Below are 21,584 nucleotides of genomic sequence, written 5' to 3'. Positions count from 1 at the left end.
AGGAAACGTAACCTTGGCTCCGGTAACGATTAGTGATGCTAATGCAGTGGTAAGTGGAAGTTTAGCGAGTTTAGCTCCAGGAGCAATAGACTCGTCTAGTTTCACGGCAGTTCACACCATTACACTGGCTGATATGAATAACGGTCAGGTAGACAACGTGGCTACAGTTACAGGAACTCCTCCAACAGGATCTCCAGTAACAGCTAAGTCAACCGATCCAAGTCCAATTTGTTCGACTTGTCCACCAAAAGATCCGGCTGCATGTCCAAGTTGTACCGTAGTTCCATTAACGTCTTCACCAAAAGTAACGGTAAGCAAAAAGGCAACTTACGTAGATGCTAATGCCGACGGTATTGTAAACGTTGGTGATAGAATTGACTATACTTTTACAGTTACCAACACAGGTAACGTAACTCTTGCTCCAGTAACCATTAGTGATGCTAACGCGGTGGTAAGCGGAAGTTTAGCGAGTTTAGCTCCCGGAGCAACAGACTCGTCTAGTTTCACGGCAGTTCACACCGTTACTTTGGCTGATATGAATAACGGTCAGGTAGACAACGTGGCTACAGTTACAGGAACTCCTCCAACAGGATCTCCGGTAACAGCTAAGTCAACCGATCCAAGTCCAATTTGTTCGACTTGCAGGCCGATAGATCCTACTTGTTCAACCTGTACAGTAGTAAGTTTTATTGATGCGATAGATGAGATTCCATTAGTAGTTAATGGATTGAACGGAGGTACCACGGTTTCTGTATTGTTGAATGACAAATTACATGGTACATCTATAGTCGCTTCAGACGTGAATTTAAGTGCGGTTTATTTACCGACAGGAATGACATTAAATACCGATGGCACTATTAAAGTTAATACTGGTACTGCACCAGGGGTATATACTGTAATTTATAGTATATGTTCAAAAGCAATGGCAGCAGCCGGTACACCAATGTGTGATCAGGCTGAAGCAAAAATTACAGTAACAGCAACAGTTGAACCAATATTCGAAAATGGAACTATTGCATCAACAGGAGGAACTGTTTTCACAAATATTGCAAGTAACGATAAAGTAAATGGAGTTCCGGCAGTATTAGGAACTACAGGAAATGCTACAGTTGCGGTATCAGGAACATGGCCAACAGGAATTACTTTAGATCCGTTAACCGGAAAAGTAAGTGTTGCGGCAGGAACCACACCGGGAACTTATAATGTAGTGTATGAGTTATGTGACAAACTAAGTCCGGTAACTTGTGCGACTGTTTCGGATGAAATCAAAGTAACTCCAGTGGTAGAGCCAATATTCGAAAATGGAACTATTGCATCAACAGGAGGAACTGTTTTCACAAATATTGCAAGCAACGATAAAGTAAATGGAGTTCCGGCAGTATTAGGAACTACAGGAAATGCTGCAGTAGCAGTGTCAGGAACATGGCCAACAGGAATTACTTTAGATCCGTTAACCGGAAAAGTAAGTGTTGCGGCAGGAACCGCACCGGGAACTTATAATGTAGTGTATGAGTTATGTGACAAATTAACTCCGGCAACTTGTGCGACGGTTTCAGATGAAATCAAAGTAACTCCAGTGGTAGAGCCAATATTCGAAAATGGAACTATTGCGTCAACAGGAGGAACTGTTTTCACAAACATTGCAAGCAACGATAAAGTAAATGGAGTTCCGGCAATATTAGGAACAACAGGAAATGCTACAGTAGCAGTATCAGGAACATGGCCAACAGGAATTACTTTAGATCCGTTAACCGGAAAAGTAAGTGTTGCGGCAGGAACCACACCGGGAACTTATAATGTAGTTTATCAGTTATGCGACAAACTAACTCCGGTAACTTGTGCGACGGTTTCAGATGAAATCAAAGTAACGGCAATTGCAGGGACATCAATAATTGCAAATGATGATAATATTCCAAACGTAAATGGAATAACAGGAACACCAAATGCAGGGAATGTACTAGCTGGTAATCCAAATTCGGATACTTTAAATGGCGTACCAGTTGTGATTAGTCTGGTTGATTTAAAAGTGACAACACCGGCAGTTCCAAAAACATCAGGAGCAGCAGTTCCGGTAATTGACACTGCCACAGGAACAATAAGTGTTCCGGCTAATACACCGGGAGGTACCTATACATTAACGTACAGTATTTGTGAAAAATCAAATCTTTCAAATTGTGATGCTGCAACGGTAATCCTATTTGTATCAAGACCAAGTATTGCTTTAGTGAAAACGGCACATTTCAATGATGAAGATGGTGACGGTAATGCAAAAGTAGGGGAAACCATTACGTATAATTTTACAGCAACCAATACAGGAAATGTAGCGTTGACTAATGTTTATATAGTAGACCCGTTAACTGGAATTACCATGACCGGAGGCCCAATAAATTTAGCTGTGGGAGAAGAGGATAGTACTTCTTTTACAGGAACTTATTCGATCGTACAAGCTGATACTAATTCGGGAAGTATATCGAATCAAGCCGAAGTTTTTGGAACAAGTCCTGATCATATTGAAGTAAAAGACAAATCAGATGATAGTAGTGTATTGGGGGATAAACCAACTGTTTTATCGCTACAAGGTTGTGTAATTAAAGTATACAACGCGGTTTCTATAAATGGAGACAGTAAGAACGAGAGATTTTATATCCAGGGATTAGAATGTTATCCTGACAATACGGTTCAGATTTTTAACCGTTGGGGAGTTTTGGTTTTTGATCGTGATCATTACAATAATAATGATATTGTTTTTAGAGGTATTTCTGAAGGACGTGTTACAATTAAAGATTCAGATGGATTACCGGAAGGAACTTATTATTATATCATTAAATATAAAGACAACCAATCCAATCCACATCAGGAGGCGGGGTATTTATACCTGACCAAATAATATTCTGTACTAATAAAATGGCTTAGTCAATAGGCTAAGCCATTATTTAAAAATAAAATAAATGAAAAAATTAGTTTTAGTTTTATTGTTTTGTTCTACTGCAGGTTTTGCTCAGCAAGATGCGCAGTTTACACAATACATGTATAATACCATCAATATAAATCCTGCTTATGCCGGTTCTCGCGGAGCTATGAGTATTTTCGGATTGTATCGCACCCAGTGGGTTGGATTGGATGGCGCACCCGAAACCAGCAGTTTTTCGTTAAACACACCAATAAACAATAATGTAGGATTAGGAATATCGTTAGTCAATGATAAAATCGGACCAACAAATGAAAACAATATATCAGCTGATTTCTCTTACTCCATACAAACATCAGCAACCGCGAAACTTTCTTTTGGTATTAAAGGTTCTGCCAATATATTTAAGCTGGATCCTACAAAGTTAAATCCCGAACATCAGGGAGATACCCAGTTTCAGGATTTTCAGAATAAATTCGCTCCAAATATCGGAGCCGGAGTTTACTGGCATACGGATAAAGCTTATGTGGGATTATCTGTTCCTAATTTTATTCAAACTACCCGCTATGACGATAACGATTATTCCATCTATAAAGACCGTATTAACTATTATTTCATAGCTGGTTATGTATTTAATCTAAATCGTTATGAAACGATAAAATTCAAACCGGCTTTAATGACTAAAATGGTAGAAGGTTCACCATTACAAGTAGATGCATCGGCAAATTTTATGTTCAACGATAAATTTGTGATCGGAGTAGCTTACAGATGGAGCGCCTCTTTTAGTGCTTTGGCAGGATTTCAGATAACCGATAGCATGTATTTAGGGTATTCCTATGATCGCGAAACAACCCGATTAGTAAACTACAACTCAGGGTCGCATGAGATATTTCTGCGTTTTGAATTCTTAAAAAATTACAGCCGAATAACTTCACCTAGATTCTTCTAATTATGAAAATAAAAAAAATAGCATATACGGTCTTTCTGTCTTCCGTTTTTTTTAGTGGAATGGCACAAAAGTCAGGTTTAGACAAAGCTGATAAAAATTACAATCAGTATGCTTACATAGATGCAATTGCTACTTACGAAAAGGTAGCAGAAAAAGGATATAAAGAGGAAAAAATGCTCCAACGATTGGGTAACGCCTATTATTTTAATGGCGAGTTGGTGAGAGCATTAAAATGGTACAAAGCTCTTTTCGGAATGAATGATCAACAGGAATTTGAGTATTATTACCGATATGCTCAAACCCTAAAAGCAACTGGAAATTATACCAAAGCCGATAAAATATTAGAGCTTTTCAACCAAAAAGCAAGTACTGATAAAAGAGGATTGTTATTTGAAAAGAATAAAAATTATTTAGAGCAGATAAAAAACAATTCAGGGAGATTTGAAATAGCCGATGCCGGAATTAATTCAAGATACTCAGATTATGGAAGTTCTTTTTTAGATAATAAATTGGTATTTGCGTCTGCCAGAGACACGGGCGGAGTTGCCAAAGCAAAATTTAAATGGACCAATAAATCGTTTACAAATCTTTATTCGGCAGAATTAAACGCCGATGGCAGTGTTGGAATTCCGAAACGTTTTGAGAATAAAATCAATTCAAAATTTAATGAATCGACTCCCGTTTTTACAAAAGACGGATTAACGATGTATTTTACCAGAAACAATTTTCTAAACGGTACAAAAGGGACAGACGACAAAAAGGTCACTTTGTTAAAATTGTATAAGGCAAGTTACATAAAAGGTAAATGGACGAATATTGTTGAATTGCCTTTTAACAGTGATCAATACAGTGTGGCACATCCGACATTAAGTGTAGATGAAAAAAAGTTATACTTTGCTTCAGACATGCCGGGTACTTTTGGACAATCAGATTTGTATAGTGTGACGATTAATACGGATGGCAGTTTTGGTAAACCTGAAAACCTGGGAGCCGCAATTAATACTGAGGGAAGAGAAACTTTTCCTTTTATATCAGGAGACAATGAATTGTATTTTGCAAGCGACGGACGTCCGGGATTAGGAGGACTTGATGTGTATGTTTCGACTATTAAAAATGATTTGACTTTTAGCGAAGTTCAGAATGTTGGAGCTCCTATAAATACAAAAGTGGATGATTTTGGTTTTATAATAGACAGTAAAAGCAGAACCGGTTTTTTCTCCTCAAATAGAGATGGAGGACATGGTTACGATGATGTTTACCGTTTTTCGGAAACCAGAAAATTACCTTGTGAGGAGATCTTATCAGGAATTGTTATAGATGCCGAAACAAATTTGGTATTAGAGAACGCAAAAGTGAATTTATTGGACAATCAGCTTCAGATAATAGGTGAGGTAACAACCAAAGCCGATGGGAAGTATAGTTTTAAAGTAAATTGCAATAAAGAATACTTTGTTCGCGCTGCAAGACAAGATTATGATACTAATGAATTGCCTAAAGCGATCGATAAAACAAGTTTGACACTGCCTTTGAAAAAAACGCCTCAAAAAGTAGTCGAAAAAACGATTGAAAAATTGATTGTGGGTGACGATTTGGCGAAAATTTTACACATAAAAATGATTTACTTCGATTTAGGTAAATCGATTGTTCGAAAAGAGGCCGCCATTGAGTTAGAAAAAATCCGTCAGGTGATGATTCAAAATCCAAGCATGAAAATTGATGTTCGCTCGCACACAGACAGCAGACAAACACATGCGTACAATGAAAAACTATCCGACAGAAGGGCTAAAGCAACAGTGGCATGGTTGGTTAAAAAAGGAATAGCTGTTGATCGTATAACCGGAAAAGGATACGGAGAAACACAATTACTGAATAAATGTGCTGATGGCGTAAAATGTACTACAGAAGAACATCAGGCAAATCGAAGAAGTGAGTTCATTATTGTTTCGATGTAATAAAGAGTTAGCTTTTTTAATAAAGTTGAGTTAATTAAATTGTTATGAAAAGCTGCAGGGTAAATCCTGCAGCTTTTTTTTGTGCCGTACAGTCTGGAAAAAGATCCAATCGTATTAAGTTTTTATACAGATTAATTTATATTTTATTTATGACAAAACAGATTTCACTTTTTCAAAAGTGTTAAAATAATCGTTATATTTGATGTAGTTATTTGTTTTAAAGTGTTTTACGATAAATGACATACCAAATTCCCCTTTTACCAAATCCGCAACAGGTTTAGCATATTCTATTATTTAGGACTCAGATTACAATTTTTTTTAATTTAAATTAAATTCAGGTATGAAGTCATTTATGATAAATACTTTAATGGTAATTTTTATGATTCATTGTACGGGCATTTATGCACAGACGATTGGGCAAAATCAATTACCTACGGTATGGACTCTGGAACAATGCATCGCTTATTCCAAGCAGCAGAATATTCAAATTAACACCTTGCGTTTAACCACTAAAAGTACAGAGCAGGATTTATTACTTTCAAAAGCAGCCAGATATCCTAATCTTTCCGGTAATGCATCTCAAACGTTTACCAATGCTAAAAATGCAGATTTAGTGGTGGGAGGTTTTCAAACCCAGGCCAGTTTTGCCGGAAATTATTCTTTAGCTTCATCAATGGTTTTGTACAATGGGGGATATTTAAACAATGATGTCAAACAAAAAGAGCTGCTTACAAAGTCGGCACAATTTAACGCCGAAGCCGCTGAGAACGACATCACCATTCAAATCACACAAGCTTATCTTACCATTTTACTGACAAAAGAAAACAGCATTTATCTGAATGAGATTGTAGAAACTTCCAAGGCACAATTGAAATTGGGAGAGCTAAAATACAATGCTGGAAGTATCGCCAAAAAAGATTTTGTTTTGCTGAAAGCACAATTGGCAACAGACAATTACAATTTAATTTCGGCACAGAATCTGGAACGTCAGAATACCTTAACACTAAAACAATTGCTGCAGCTTCCGTCAGGTTACAATTTGAATATCCGAAAACCGGAAAGCCTCGTTACCACTTTTCCGGTGGAGAATTTAGAACAAGCCCAAAAAATAGCATTAGAACAAAGACCTGAAATAAAAAGCAGTCAGTTAGAAAAAGAAGCGGCAGATTTAGAATTACTAAAATCCAGAGCAGGTTTTAAACCCACACTTAGTGCAAGCGGAACTTTGGCTTCAGGTTATTCAGACAACCAAAGTACACCATATCCGTCACAGATCGATAATAATTTTTATCAGCGATTGGGGCTTTCCTTATCGATTCCGGTATTTACAAATCGGATAGTGAAAACCGGAGTTGAAAAATCGAAGATCGCGATCGATCAGTCAAAACTTAATTTAACCAATGCAGAAACGGTACTTTCACAAAAAGTAGAACAGGCGTACATCAATGTTCTTAATGCACAATCTCAGTTTACAGCTGCACAGGAACAGCTTGATGCAAATAATGAAAATTACCGAATTGCCAGCGAACAATTAAGATTAGGTGGAATTAGTACTGTAGATTATCTGTTGCAGAAGAATTTATACATTCAGGCCTTTCAGAATTTTATACAAGCAAAGTACAATGCGGTCGTGAGTCTAAAAATATACGATTTCTATAAAGGAGATCCAATCAAACTATAAAAAGAGTAAAATGAGAAAAAGTAAATTAATCATCATAAGCATCATTGGAGCATTACTGATAGGATGTATAGGATACTTTGTTTTTCATAAAGAAGGAAATAATGTCGAGTTAATTACCGAAAAACCTCATTATGGAGATATTGCCACCAGTGTAACGGCAACCGGAAAAATACAGCCCGTAGATACTGTTGCAGTAGGAACTCAGGTTTCGGGTACCATACAAAAAGTATTTGTCGATTTTAATTCCGTAGTAAAAAAAGGACAGTTGTTGGCACAGATTGATCAGTCATTGCTTCTTGCCCAGGTACAGCAAATTACAGCCAATTTACAGGTAGCAAAGAATAATTTGAGTTACCAGCAATCTAATTTTAACAGACAAAACGAATTATACAAGGCAGGAGGTATTAGCAGGGCCGATTTTGAAACCGCAAGAAATCTTTATGATGTTGCAAAAGACAATGTCAATAGTGTAGCGGCGCAGCTAAGATCCGTACAGAAAAGCCTTTCTTTTACAACCATTTTTTCGCCTATAGACGGAACTGTTTTATCGCGAAAAGTAAGCGAAGGACAAACGGTAGCTGCCAGCCTGAACACACCAACATTGTTTAGTATAGCCAAAGACCTTACCAAAATGCAGGTTCAGGCCTCTGTTGATGAAGCTGACGTGGGCAATGTAAAAGTTGGTGAAAAAGCAACATTTACCGTAGATGCTTTTCCGGACGATGTGTTTAAAGGAACCGTAATCGAAGTGCGTTTGCAGCCTACTATTTCGTCTAATGTCGTGACTTATACTACAATAATCAATGCACCCAATGACGATTTAAAACTTAAGCCCGGTATGACGGCCAATATCATTATCTATACCAACGAAGTAAAAAACACTTTACTCATTTCGGCAAAGGCAATCGCTTTTCAACCAGATTCGACTTTAGGAAAACAGTTTAAGATTAGAAATATTTTTCAGGGTAAACACAAAGGAGGTAAAGGGTATCGCAATAAAGAAGGAGGAAATACAAATTCTAATCTTAAAGTTCCCGACAGTATCGATCATAAAAAAGCAATCGTATGGCAAAGAGTAGGAGATTCAATTGTACCCAAACACATAAAAATTGGGTTGGACGACGATATAAACATACAGGTAATTAAAGGACTATCGGTACAAGATGAAATTATCACAGGAGTTAACGCGTCGAAACAATCTAAAAGTTCTAAAGCGACAGATTCCAGTCCGTTTATACCAAAACGTGGCGGAGGCGGAAAAAGATAATAATAGTGTAAGGATACAAAGCAAACAATCATGGGAAGAAAAATTCTTGAAATACAAGACTTAACAAGAGAGTTCACGATGGGGGCTGAGATTGTCAGAGCGCTAAAAGGAATTTCATTTGATGTAATAGAAGGAGAGTTTCTAACCATTATGGGAAGCAGCGGTTCCGGAAAAACAACCTTGCTCAATATTTTAGGCTGTTTGGATAAACCAACTGACGGCAATTATTTATTAGATCAGGTGAATGTTAAATCATTGTCTAAAAATGAATTGGCAGCATTGCGAAATACCAAAATTGGGTTTATCTTTCAATCGTATAATTTATTAGCGCGAACATCCGCAATAGAAAATGTAGAACTTCCATTATTGTACAATTCTAAAGTATCTACAAAAGAGAGAAGAGAAAAAGCAATTCATGCCCTTGAAGCTGTAAAACTGGCAGATCGTCTGGACCATTTTCCCAATCAGCTTTCGGGTGGGCAGCAGCAAAGAGTAGCGATCGCCAGAGCACTGGTCAATGATCCCGTTATGATTCTTGCCGATGAAGCAACAGGAAATTTAGATACAAGAACCTCGTATGAAATCATGGCTTTAGTTCAGGAATTAAATACACAAGGAAAAACAATAATATTTGTAACTCATGAGCCAGATATAGCAGCCTTTAGCAACAGAACCGTGATGCTTCGGGACGGAAGAATCATGAAAGATTTTACTAATCCAAACATAAAATCGGCCAAACAAATGCTGGCAGATTTTCATGTAGACGAAGATTATAAATATGAAAATAGCTAATCTTTTTCTGATCGCCCTAAAAGCACTGCGTCGTAATAAACTTAGAGCATTACTAACCATGCTTGGAATTATTATCGGAGTGGCTTCCGTAATTGCAATGGTGGCCATTGGACAAGGATCCAAAAAAAGCATACAGGATCAATTGTCCAGTATGGGATCAAACATGATTACAATTCGCCCCAACAGTAATGTGAGTGCAGGAGCCCGTTTAGACATATCCAGTGTGCAAACTCTTACACTTAGCGATGTAGAAGCCCTTAAAAAAGAATCCAAACATCTCAATGCAATTTCACCGGCAGTATCCAGTAAAGGACAAGCCATCAATGGCGCACTAAATTGGCCTACAAGCATGCAGGGAGTTAGTGTTGATTATCTAAAAATCAGGGACTGGCCAGTAAAAGAAGGAATTGCCTTTAGAGAATCTGATATACATACTGCAAATAAAGTGTGTCTCATTGGGCAAACAGTAGCCGATAACATTTTTCCCTATGGGGTAAATCCAATCGGACAAATAATCCGCTTTAATAAAATTCCTTTCAGAATTATTGGTCTCCTCGAATCCAAAGGTGAGAATGCATTCGGACAGGATCAGGACGATGTGATTATTGCGCCCTTTACCACCGTGCAAAAAAGAATAACAAACTCTATTTATTTGCAGAATATTTATGCTTCAACTGCTGATGAAAGTCAGACTCAGTTGGCAACTGATGAGATCGAACAAATTATGCGAACGGCACATCGACTGAAAGCCAAAGACGAAGATGATTTTTCAGTACGAACACAGGCTGAATTAATCAATACTTTTAGCTCTACAAGCCAGCTACTGACCGTATTATTAACGGCAATTTCCGGAATTTCATTATTAATTGGCGGTATCGGAATTATGAACATCATGTACGTGTCGGTAACCGAGAGAACCAAAGAAATTGGACTGCGAATGTCAATTGGAGCAAATGGAAAAGATATTCTATTGCAATTTTTAGTCGAAGCCATATTAATTAGTCTCACTGGCGGATTAATCGGGATAGTAGTGGGAATAGTTGCTTCTGAGCTGATACAGTTTTTTCTGCATTGGCCCACTTTAATTTCAGAATCTTCTGTAATTCTTTCCTTTTTGGTTTGTGCTATTACAGGTATTTTTTTCGGATACTATCCTGCATTAAAAGCATCGAGATTAGATCCAATTGAAGCCTTACATTTTGAATAAGAATAAAATTTAATATTTAGGATTTGTGTTACTTTTTTAACTGGTAAGGTCAAAGTAAAATGAGCTTGTCATTAACAACAGAAAAATAATTTTAAACTATAAAAAGATATAAACTGTGAGTACAACAGAATTTCTAACCCGACTTATAATTGCACTGTTTGCCGGACTAATTATTGGTTTCGAAAGACAGTGGCACCACAAAGAAACCGGTTTAAAAACCAATATGCTGGTAGCAACAGGAGCAGCGGCATTTGTTTTATTATCGATTAAAGTGGCTGCGACAGCACCCAATATCGATGTAACCCGTATTACAGCTCAGGTCGTTATGGGAGTTGGTTTTTTAGGCGCTGGAGTTATATTTAGGGAAGGGCCCAATGTACACGGTTTGAATTCTGCAGCGACCATATGGTGCAGTGCTGCTATTGGCTGTATTGCCGCATCAGGTTATTTCATAGAAGCGCTAATTTGCACATTCCTGGTTACAATTGTCAACACAGTTCTCGAACCAATCGAAAGATGGCTTCGAAATCGAAAATAAAGACCAATTTTAACTGTTTGTTAGATTTAAAATGTAAGCTGTAAAATGTGAAATGTGAAATGTGCCAGATCGTAATACCTCATGATAATTTTCGCACACTTCGTGATTAAAGGCAGCACATGAGATAGTTTGTAGTTTATAGTTTTCAGTCTCAGTCTCAGTTTACAGTTTACACATCCTACGTTTCACAGTAAACACAACTTAATTCTACAGTATATACATTCCAGAAATCACATCTCGCATTTCACATTTCACATTTTACAGTGAACATAATTCATAATTCAAAACTCCCTCTCCTCACCACTTATTCCAAACAAAGTACTATTTATTACATTATTACTGCTGCTTGTTAATTATGAGTAATTAGCGGTAAATGAGTGTGTTAAATTTGTATCTGAATTTAAAGATGGAGTAAATATGAGGAAGATAATTTGGAGTGTTATTTGGTTAGTTCCGGCAGTCGTAATGTGCCAGACAGGTGCCCCAAAACACCGTACAGACACACATAAAGAAATGTCTGTTATAGCATCACATTTAGATCTAATTTGTAAAAGTAAAGAAATAATGATACCACGAACAACATTAAAAAGCAGATTTGACAAGTCTACGGTTGTAGGCAGAGATACCAAATTCATTTTGGTTTTTAATACAGCAAAAAACACACAAATTTTACCGGGTTATTATTATTGGTACGAAAATAAATGGAACAATTTGAAAAACCTGACCGAAGAAAACGGTTTGCCAAAAGATAATGGAAAAGCAGGGGATCTCTTTTTTGACTATTCTACAAAAGATGTGTACTTTTATAATGGATCGATGTGGCTTTCAATGACAACAAGCGACGAAACCTTTTATGAGGCAGTATTTGAAAACAAAAGCGGTGTTTTAAAATATAAGAATAGTGTAGGAGAAAAGGTTGTGATTAATCTTCCTCAGTTAGTGCCGAACTTTAATTACCCAAAAACAGTTTCATTGAATGCAGGAAAAGAAACCCTTAATTTTATAGACAGCAGCGGAAGACTCACCGTTCTGAAACTGGATATTCTACTGGCCAAAAGCCAAAATACAAATTTAACCTCAACATTTTAAGTAAAGCCAATTCATAAGAATCTAATAATTATATTATACCCGACAGGTTTTAAAACCTGTCGGGTATATTTTTTTATAAATGATTTGTATATCTATGAAACGTTAGATGTTAGATGTGAATGCAAACTGAAAGACAGGACCATTAACAATTAACAATTAACAATTATCAATTAACCATTATCAATTAACCATTATCAATTAACCATTATCAATTAACAATTATCAATTAACAATTATCAATTAACAATTATCAATTAACAATTATCAATTAACAATTAACAATTAACAATTAACAATTAACAATTATCAATTATCAATTATCAATTATCAATTATCAATTGCAATTTACATCTAACACACTTTTGTTTTGCTATTACAAATAAATGTATTAATTTTGCAGTCCTTTTGGCAAAGAAGAGTTTCCTTTAGGTATCAACTATTTATGTAAAACAACTTCTGTATTTTCTACTGCTTTATGAAACTCGAGAGAAACAGAATACAAATTTTTTATCAGCATGTCTGAACAATTAAAATCACAAGAAGAGTTTTTAGCAAATTTTAACTGGCATAACTTCCAAGAAGGAATTGATGCAGTTGATGAGAAAAACTTATTAGAATTCGAAGAACTAGTTTCAAAAACTTTCATCGCTACAGATCAGGAAGAAGTAGTAGAAGGTGTAGTTGTTAGAATTACAGATAGAGACGTTATCGTTGATATCAACGCAAAATCGGAAGGTGTTATTTCTTTAAACGAATTCCGTTACAACCCAAACTTAAAAGTAGGTGACAAAGTAGAAGTATTAATCGACATCCGTGAGGACAAAACAGGTCAATTAGTATTATCTCACAGAAAAGCTCGTACTATTAAATCATGGGATAGAGTTATTGCTGCAAACGAAACAGGTGAAATCGTTAATGGTTTTGTAAAATGCAGAACTAAAGGTGGTATGATCGTTGACGTTTTTGGTATTGAAGCTTTCTTACCTGGATCTCAAATTGACGTTAAGCCAATTAGAGACTACGATGTATATGTAAACAAAATGATGGAATTCAAAGTGGTAAAAATTAACCACGAATTCAAAAACGTTGTTGTATCTCATAAAGCACTTATCGAGGCTGATATCGAAGTACAGAAAAAAGAAATCATCGGTCAATTACAAAAAGGACAAGTATTAGAAGGTGTTGTTAAAAACATTACTTCTTATGGTGTGTTCATTGACTTAGGTGGTGTTGACGGATTAATTCACATTACTGACCTTTCTTGGAGCAGAATCAACCACCCAAGTGAAGTTCTTGAATTAGACCAAAAATTAAACGTTGTAATCCTTGATTTCGATGATGAGAAAACAAGAATTCAATTAGGATTGAAACAATTAAACGCTCACCCATGGGATGCTTTAGATGCTAACTTAACAATTGGTGATAAAGTAAAAGGTAAAGTAGTTGTAATCGCTGATTACGGTGCTTTCATCGAAGTTGCTGAAGGTGTTGAAGGTTTAATCCACGTTTCTGAAATGTCATGGTCTACTCACTTGCGTTCTGCTCAGGACTTCGTGAAAGTTGGAGATGTTGTTGAAGCAGTTATCTTAACTTTAGACAGAGACGATCGTAAGATGTCATTAGGTATCAAACAATTGACTCAAGATCCATGGACTGACATTACTTCTAAATACCCAGTAGGTTCTAAACATACAGGTATCGTTAGAAACTTTACAAACTTTGGTATTTTCGTAGAATTAGAAGAAGGAATTGATGGATTAATCTACATTTCTGACCTTTCTTGGACTAAGAAAATCAAACACCCATCTGAATTTGTAAATGTTGGTGAGAAACTTGATGTAGTTGTATTAGAATTAGATGTTGAAGGACGTAAATTATCTTTAGGTCACAAACAAACTACTGCTAATCCTTGGGATCAATACGAAGATTCTTTCGCTGTAGGAACTATCCACAATGGTGAAATTTCTGAAATCGTTGACAAAGGAGCTACTGTAGAATTCGGAGATGATATCGTTGCTTTTATTCCAACTCGTCACCTTGAAAAAGAAGACGGAAAGAAATTGAAAAAAGGTGATACTGCTGATTTCAAAGTAATCGAATTCAACAAAGAATTCAAAAGAGTAGTAGCTTCTCACACTGCTATCTTCCGTGAAGAAGAAGAGAAAAACGTGAAAGCTGCAACTGAAAATACTTCATCTGCATCTACTACAAATGCACCAGCAGCAACTTTAGGAGATAACAATGATGTATTAGCTGCTTTAAAAGCTAAAATGGAAAAAACAGAGAAAAAATAATTCTTAGTTTTCTCTAAATAGAAAGTCCCACAGTAATGTGGGACTTTTTTTTGTTCCGGTATTTTTGAAAGAATAAATTTTAACAGAAAAAGTTGTGTTATAGGTTTGAAAACTTATTTTTGTATGAAAATACCACCTATGAAGAAACTCTACTTTTTAGTTCTTGCTTTATGTTTTTTTAATGCTTTGAAAGCGCAAAATGTGAATATTCCCGACAAACGTTTCAAGGATATGCTCCTTAGAACTCCGGGTATAATTAACAACATTGGAGTTTTTAAAGATTTAGAGGGAAAGCCATTAAAAATTGATGCGAATAATGATGGCGAAATACAGGAGAGCGAAGCTTTGCAGGTGAGCTACATAGATGTTCACGGTGATGGCGCCAATGGATTTATTCTATCATTAGACGGAATTTCTAAATTTACTAATCTTAGAACATTAATCTGCGACAAACACAAAATTTCGAGTTTGAATATCGCTCCTTTAACAAAACTCGAAACTCTAATTTGTAATAATAATAGAATCAATGCTTTGTTTACAGGGAATCAGACCGAACTTCTTAGTTTAAATTGTTCCTATAATTCCATAAATGGTTTGGATTTAACCTCTTCAACTAAACTTAAAGAGGTTAATTGTGGAAAAAATCCGCTTTATGCAGTGGATATAAGCGGATTGACTAATCTAAAAACCTTGGCCTGTGACGAAACGAAACTTAGCTCTTTAAACCTTAACGGTTTAGTAAGTCTTACCTCTGTAAATTGTGAAGAAAACCTTCTGACATCTTTAGACGTGAGTAATCTGGTAAATCTGGAAGCGCTTGATTGTTCCTATAATAAATTAGAAACAATAAAATTTGGAAATTTACCTAAGCTAAAAACTTTATATTGTTATGTCAATCAATTGACTTCATTTCAATCTACCGGATTAGAGAATCTGGAATCATTAAGCTTAAATTATAATAAAATCAATTCGTTAGATTTGAGTAAATTATCAAAACTCGAATTTTTAGGCGCAGCAGGCAATCAGTTAACTGCGTTAAAGTTAACAGATTTGCCAAAATTTGCTTCGCTTCAGGCTGAGAATAATCTACTTCAGGAAGTGGATATAACAAATTGCCCAAATCTTGTCGTTTTGGTTTTGTATAATAATAAATTGATTTCGGTAGATATCAGTCAATTTAAGAAACTGACAAGCTTGAGTCTTGATACCAATCCCGATTTAGTGAGTTTATCTCTGAAAAACGGATCTCCTGATAAACAGCTGTATGCAGATATCACCAAATGCCCAAATCTGAGATACATCTGTACCGATGATTTTAAACTAAAAACAATTCAGGACTTAGTAAATAAGCTTGGATATACAAATTGTAATGTGAACAGTTATTGTTCTTTTGTTCCCGGAGGTGATTTTTATACCGTAAGCGGAACAAGTAAGTATGATGAAAATGCTAATGCCTGTGGTACAGGAGGTATTATTTTTCCGGATTTAAAATTTTCCGTAAAAAGCAGTACGACTAACGGAGAGTTGATTTCTAATAATTTAGGTTCTTATTCTATAGCTGTAGGAGCAGGGAATTACACAATTACACCACAGCTGGAAAATCCGGATTATTATAAGGTAACCCCAACAAGTATTAATACCCTTTTTTCGAAAGAAGCAAGTAGTTCTGTTGTTCAAAATTTTTGCATTACCGCAAATGGTTCTCATCCTGATTTAGAGATCGCTCTTATTCCTGTAGAGGCTGCAAGACCTGGATTTAAGGCAAAATATAAATTAGTGTACAACAATAAGGGAACAATGACGCAGTCAGGCTTGATTAAATTGACTTTTGATGACGCAGTTTTAGAATGTCTTTCTTCAAATCCTTCTTTTAACACCAAATCTGTAAATAATTTAGAATGGAGTTTTGTCGATTTAAAGCCATTTGAAAGCAGAGAAATTGTATTTACTTTGATTACTAACAGGCCGACAGATGTTCCTTCGGTAAACAATGGCGATATTTTAAAATTTGTTGCATCAATTGATTCCGAAAAAATAGATAAAACACCGTTAGATAATATCTTTTACTTAAATCAAACGGTATTGGGGTCGCTTGATCCAAACGACAAAACGTGTTTAGAAGGTTCCGTCATCACTCCTAGTTTAATAGGAGAGTATGTGCATTATCTGATTCGTTTTGAAAATACCGGAACATTTGCTGCAGAAAACATTGTAGTAAAAGACATGATCGATCTGACAAAATTTGATATTGCGACTTTAGTACCAACAAGTTCAAGTCACACATTCGTAACTAAAATTTCAGAAGGGAATAAGGTAGAATTTATTTTTGAAGGTATCAATCTTCCCTTTGATGATGCCAATAATGACGGTTATGTAGCGTTTAAAATCAAAACAAAACCAACCCTAAAAGTAGGAGACACATTTGAAAACGATGCTAATATTTATTTTGATTATAATTTTCCGATTTTAACCAATAAAGCAACTTCTACCTTTAAAAATATAACCTTAGGAACAGAGGATTTCGATTTTGCTGCTTATTTTACAGTATTTCCAAACCCTGCGGTTGATGTTTTAAACATTAATACGAATCAGGATATAGAGATACAGTCATTAACGGTTTACGATATTCTAGGACAATTGGTAATAGCGGTTCCAAATGCGAAATCAGCTTCTACCGTTGATGTTTCAAGGCTTACAACGGGGAGTTATTTTATAAAAGTAAAATCAAACAAAGGAAATTCAGGTTTTAAGTTCATCAAAAATTAAAAAAATCAATATAATTAAGAAGAAGTCCCACAGCAATGTGGGACTTTTTTTTGTTTTAAAGTGAAGTTCATTTTTTCTGAATTCTGTATTATTTCGACTCGGGAATAGTCGTGATCGTGTTTTACGATCAAATGTTTTATAATATTCATATTGGCTGCAATTTTATATTCGTATTAGATATAGCTGTGGATTTTGCCTGATCTTCAACTTTCGAGCCTGCTTTTTTTATCTAAAAACTAAAAAGTTTCTAAGGTTATGAAGGAAGTAATTGGATGAATTTACAAAAGAGTTTTTTCAATTTAAACGAGGATTATTAAAATTTATAATGACCACTTGTTACAGCATTATACCACTTATAACACAATAGATTATGAATGACCATATTGAAGCTATTTTTGAGTAATATTCTTGTTAAAGATTGGTTTCGAGAGGTGTTTTTATATCATCTACTTTCAGCTTTCCTGCTTTATATCTTAACTATCTGTCAGAAGAATTAATGCAAAATCAGTAAAAATTTTTAAAACAAAAGCCAGAGAAAAATGAAGAATACATTATTTAATTTATTTATTAGTTTATTGTGCTTATCGCCATTAGCAGGGTATAGTCAGACAAGTACACCTTCAGATTGTGGAGTACCAAGTGGAGGAATTACGCTTTCGACAGTTGAAGCACAACCAGGAGAAACTATTGATTATTGGATAGAATCTAAAAATATTCCTAAAACTTATCAGCCAAGTCCTATTTTTACGGGGCTTCCTGCTGGTAGTTATAATTATGGTTTTAGAAGATCATCCGCTTCATCTATGACTGAATTCTTTGGAGGTACATTAGTAGTAACTAATATTCCAATTCCACCCCCAACGGGTCCCCTTGTGCAGAAATTTTGCGCTGCCAACAATCCTACAATGGCTAGTTTGGTGACCAATGAACCGGGAGTTATTTGGTACGATGCGCCAACCGGCGGAAGAGTAATTCCACAAACAACGATGTTACCTGTAGAATTATCAGAAGATTATGATGGTATTGTGGCTCTGTTTTGGGGCGCTTTAAGGGTAGGTACTTGCGAGAGCACTACACGATTTCAAGTAGAGGTTAATATAGGAGTTCCTAAAACGCCAGTAGGCGCTGCAGTACAGGTGTTTTGTAAAGCTAGCAAAGCTACAATAGCAAGTTTAGTGACCAATGAACATGATGTAATTTGGTATGATGCAGCTGTTGATGGAAATGTTATTACCTCCTCGACTCCTTTAGAAAACAATAAAATTTATTATGGGTCTTCAAAATTTGGAACTTGTGAGAGTTCAAAACGTTTGGCAGTGACGGTAAGTTTAAGCGATCCGCAAACACCAACGGGAGCTGCAACACAAGAATTTTTGAAAGCGGCGAATTCTAAAGTGGCTGATTTGAAAACTAACGAATCAGATGTAGTTTGGTACGACGCTTCGGTTGACGGTAAACTTATAGATTATAAAACAGTGTTAACCGATGGAAGTATTTATTATGGGGCTTTAAAAGTGAGTACGTGTGAGAGTCCGGCCCGTTTGGCGGTAACAGTTAGTATGAAAACCCTGGGAATTCAGGATTTTGAGTTTTCCAATTATTTTGTTCTTTATCCAAATCCCGTGTCAGATGTTTTGACTATTAAAACGAAACAAGAAGCAGAAATACAATCGTTAGAAGTTTATGATATTTTTGGCCAGTTGGTAATAGCGGTTCCAAATGCGAAATCAGTTTCGACCGTTGATGTTTCAAGGCTTACAACGGGGAGTTATTTTATAAAAGTGAAATCAAACAAAGGAAATTCAGGTTTTAAGTTCATCAAAAATTAAAAAATCAATATAATTAAGAAGAAGTCCCACAGCAATGTGGGACTTTTTTTTGTTTCATAGGTTTGGTCAGTTCGAGCGGAGTCGAGAACTTTTGTATGGGAACTTATAATTTTTTTTCGACAGTAATTATGTAAATAAAACCTTAAAAAACCATTTATTACAGTGTTTTTACCAGTTATTACAAGTAGCGCAAAGAAGTTTTTTCTCCAACTATATTTACGTAATATTCTTACAATAAAAGAGTGTTTTTTTTAACTTATTAGAAAAGGAAAAATTATGAAAAATTTAAAATGCAGAGAAAAATGAAAAGTACATTACTTAAAATGATTATTGTTTTGTTGTGCTTGTTGTCTTTAAAAGGGCACAGTCAGCTTGTAGTTATTAATGCTGATTGTAAAGGGGCTGGGTCTATTGAATTTCCTCAGATTGTACCAGCCGATAAGAATATGACGGTTAATTATATTGTAGAGAAACAAAACGAAAATGGAGACTTTTCCACTATGACTAATAGTATGTATGAGTGGCAGTTTTGGGCTGGGGTAGGTTCTTACCGATGCAGTTATGAGACTTATTATTATGATAGGACTGCACAGGCGAAGAGTGGTCTTGAAACTCATCCGATGGGTATCGTAACAATTACAAAAGATAGTGATACAAAACCGCCCACAGGTAAGTCAACACAGTATTTTTTGGGTTCTTCTTCTCCTACTGTAGGAAGTTTAAGGGTTTGGGTAGATGGGGGCTATATAAATGAGATATGGTACGATGCGGCTACCGGAGGAAACGTATTGGCGAGAACGACTCTTTTAGAAAACAATAAAACCTATTATGTCTCTAGCAAGGCTGGGAATGGTTGTCCTGAAAGCACAGCAAGATTTGCAGTAACGGTGAAATTAATTAATCCGCAAGCGCCAACGGGAAGTACTTCACAGTCGTTTTGCGCAGATAGTAATCCTACGGTGGCCAATTTGGTAACCAATGAAACAAGCGTGGTCTGGTACGATGCATCAGCTGGCGGAAATGTTGTACCCTCAACAACCCCCTTAGTAAATGGAACTACTTATTATGGAGCAATAGAAGAAAGTTTTTATAATGAATATACTGTATATTCTTTAAAATCTTTTGTGAGTCCAACACGTTTGGCGGTAACAGTAGCTATTAGTAATAATCCAGCGGCACCAACGGGTATTACATCACAAACCTTTTGTGCTAGTACTAATGCTACAGTAGCGAGTTTATCAGCCACAGGAACCGCTATAAAATGGTACGATGCAGCTATAGGAGGTAATGTTGTAACATCAAGTACAGCTTTAACTAACGGAACGATTTATTATGCTTCACAAACCGTAAATGGCTGTGAGAGTACAACTCGATTGGCGGTTACAGCAACCATTAATAATCCAGCGGCACCAACGGGTATTACATCACAAACCTTTTGTGCGAGTACTAATGCTACAATAGCGAGTTTATCAGCCACAGGAACCGCTATAAAATGGTACGATGCAGCTATAGGAGGTAATGTTGTAACATCAAGTACAGCTTTAACTAATGGAACGATTTATTATGCTTCACAAACCGTAAATGGCTGTGAGAGTACAACTCGATTGGCGGTTACAGTAACGATCAGCGATCCACAAACGCCAACAGGAACAGCTGCACAGGAATTCTGTAAATCTGCAAATGCTACCGTGGCAAGTTTACAAACCAATGAGAGTGGAGTGATATGGTACAATAAGGCAACTGATGGAACTATTGTAGCTCAAACCACTGCATTAGTCAATGGAACGACCTATTATGGTTCTGTTTTAAATAATAATGGTTGCGAGAGTTTTATAAGATTGGCGGTAACAGTAACGATCAGCGATCCACAAACGCCAACAGGAACAGCAAGCCAGGAATTTTACAAAAGTAGCAATGCTACCGTAGCAAGTCTGGTGACTAATGAAAGGGGTGTTACTTGGTTCGATGCGGCGACAGCAGGTAATGTTGTACCCTCAACAACTATATTGACAAACGGGACAACATATTATGGTTCGCTAAAAACAGGAACTTGCGAAAGTCCAACACGTTTGCCAATAACCATAAAACTTAAAGAAGATCCAAAAACAGCAACGACAACTAATCCTACGCAGGAATTTCTGAATTCGAAAAACCCTACAGTAGCTGATCTGAAAGTGAATGAATCCAATGTAGTTTGGTACGACGCCCCGGTTGGCGGTAATCGTGTAGACCCTGCAACAGCATTAGTTGACGGAAAAACTTATTATGGAGCTACAAAAGATGGTGATGTAGAAAGCCCGACACGTTTGGCT

At 36.2% G+C, this 21,584-nt stretch carries 12 protein-coding genes and 1 pseudogene; all 13 read left to right on the top strand.

All coding sequences use genetic code 11. The annotated features are described in order from the left end of the window. Positions 1–2,887: gliding motility-associated C-terminal domain-containing protein (locus C245_RS0121440; RefSeq protein ID WP_017498669.1), on the top strand; the 2,887-nt coding region annotated here is incomplete at its 5' end. A gap of 61 nt (positions 2,888–2,948) precedes the next feature. After that, positions 2,949–3,857, top strand: coding sequence for a type IX secretion system membrane protein PorP/SprF (locus C245_RS0121435; RefSeq protein ID WP_017498668.1), 909 nt, complete (start codon positions 2,949–2,951; stop codon positions 3,855–3,857). A gap of 2 nt (positions 3,858–3,859) precedes the next feature. Next, positions 3,860–5,809, top strand: coding sequence for an OmpA family protein (locus tag C245_RS0121430; protein ID WP_017498667.1), 1,950 nt, complete (start codon positions 3,860–3,862; stop codon positions 5,807–5,809). A 340-nt stretch (positions 5,810–6,149) separates the two neighbouring features. Further along, positions 6,150–7,490 (top strand): TolC family protein, encoded by a 1,341-nt coding sequence (locus C245_RS0121425; protein ID WP_157495924.1) that lies wholly within the window; start codon positions 6,150–6,152, stop codon positions 7,488–7,490. Between the two features lie 10 nt (positions 7,491–7,500). Next, positions 7,501–8,757 (top strand): efflux RND transporter periplasmic adaptor subunit, encoded by a 1,257-nt coding sequence (locus C245_RS0121420; RefSeq protein WP_017498665.1) that lies wholly within the window; start codon positions 7,501–7,503, stop codon positions 8,755–8,757. 30 nt (positions 8,758–8,787) lie between these two features. Further along, complete coding sequence (locus C245_RS0121415; RefSeq protein WP_035747104.1) at positions 8,788–9,549, top strand: ABC transporter ATP-binding protein; 762 nt, start codon at positions 8,788–8,790, stop codon at positions 9,547–9,549. Then, positions 9,536–10,756, top strand: coding sequence for an ABC transporter permease (locus C245_RS0121410; RefSeq protein WP_017498663.1), 1,221 nt, complete (start codon positions 9,536–9,538; stop codon positions 10,754–10,756). Before C245_RS0121415 ends, C245_RS0121410 begins: the two co-directional genes overlap by 14 nt. Before the next feature lie 115 nt (positions 10,757–10,871). Further along, the gene (locus C245_RS0121405; protein ID WP_017498662.1) at positions 10,872–11,294 is read left to right on the top strand and encodes an MgtC/SapB family protein; all 423 of its coding nucleotides are present in this window, start codon (positions 10,872–10,874) and stop codon (positions 11,292–11,294) included. 417 nt (positions 11,295–11,711) lie between these two features. After that, a complete protein-coding gene (locus C245_RS0121400) occupies positions 11,712–12,383 on the top strand; it encodes a hypothetical protein (protein ID WP_157495923.1) in 672 nt (223 codons plus the stop codon). Between the two features lie 515 nt (positions 12,384–12,898). Next, on the top strand, positions 12,899–14,677 hold the full coding sequence (gene rpsA, locus C245_RS0121390) for a 30S ribosomal protein S1 (protein WP_017498660.1): 1,779 nt from the start codon (positions 12,899–12,901) through the stop codon (positions 14,675–14,677). A gap of 138 nt (positions 14,678–14,815) precedes the next feature. Further along, positions 14,816–17,443, top strand: a complete 2,628-nt coding sequence (locus tag C245_RS0121385; protein WP_017498659.1) for a T9SS type A sorting domain-containing protein — start codon at positions 14,816–14,818, stop codon at positions 17,441–17,443. A gap of 539 nt (positions 17,444–17,982) precedes the next feature. Then, on the top strand, positions 17,983–19,272 hold the full coding sequence (locus tag C245_RS0121380) for a T9SS type A sorting domain-containing protein (RefSeq protein WP_017498658.1): 1,290 nt from the start codon (positions 17,983–17,985) through the stop codon (positions 19,270–19,272). 302 nt (positions 19,273–19,574) lie between these two features. Continuing rightward, positions 19,575–21,584, top strand: a pseudogene (locus tag C245_RS23385) (hypothetical protein); the annotation flags it as partial.

Source organism: Flavobacterium sp. WG21, assembly GCF_000335775.1.
Lineage (GTDB): Bacteria > Bacteroidota > Bacteroidia > Flavobacteriales > Flavobacteriaceae > Flavobacterium > Flavobacterium tructae.
The sequence above is the reverse complement of the archived record's forward strand: the minus strand, read 5'-3'. Positions and strand labels throughout refer to the sequence as shown.

Coding starts and splice junctions, on each gene's coding strand:
- C245_RS0121380 (WP_017498658.1), top strand. CDS start 17,983: ATGAAGAATACATTATTTAATTTATTTATTAGTTTATTGTGCTTATCG.
- C245_RS0121385 (WP_017498659.1), top strand. CDS start 14,816: ATGAAGAAACTCTACTTTTTAGTTCTTGCTTTATGTTTTTTTAATGCT.
- C245_RS0121420 (WP_017498665.1), top strand. CDS start 7,501: ATGAGAAAAAGTAAATTAATCATCATAAGCATCATTGGAGCATTACTG.
- C245_RS0121435 (WP_017498668.1), top strand. CDS start 2,949: ATGAAAAAATTAGTTTTAGTTTTATTGTTTTGTTCTACTGCAGGTTTT.
- C245_RS0121400 (WP_157495923.1), top strand. CDS start 11,712: ATGAGGAAGATAATTTGGAGTGTTATTTGGTTAGTTCCGGCAGTCGTA.
- C245_RS0121425 (WP_157495924.1), top strand. CDS start 6,150: ATGAAGTCATTTATGATAAATACTTTAATGGTAATTTTTATGATTCAT.
- rpsA (WP_017498660.1), top strand. CDS start 12,899: ATGTCTGAACAATTAAAATCACAAGAAGAGTTTTTAGCAAATTTTAAC.
- C245_RS0121415 (WP_035747104.1), top strand. CDS start 8,788: ATGGGAAGAAAAATTCTTGAAATACAAGACTTAACAAGAGAGTTCACG.
- C245_RS0121410 (WP_017498663.1), top strand. CDS start 9,536: ATGAAAATAGCTAATCTTTTTCTGATCGCCCTAAAAGCACTGCGTCGT.
- C245_RS0121430 (WP_017498667.1), top strand. CDS start 3,860: ATGAAAATAAAAAAAATAGCATATACGGTCTTTCTGTCTTCCGTTTTT.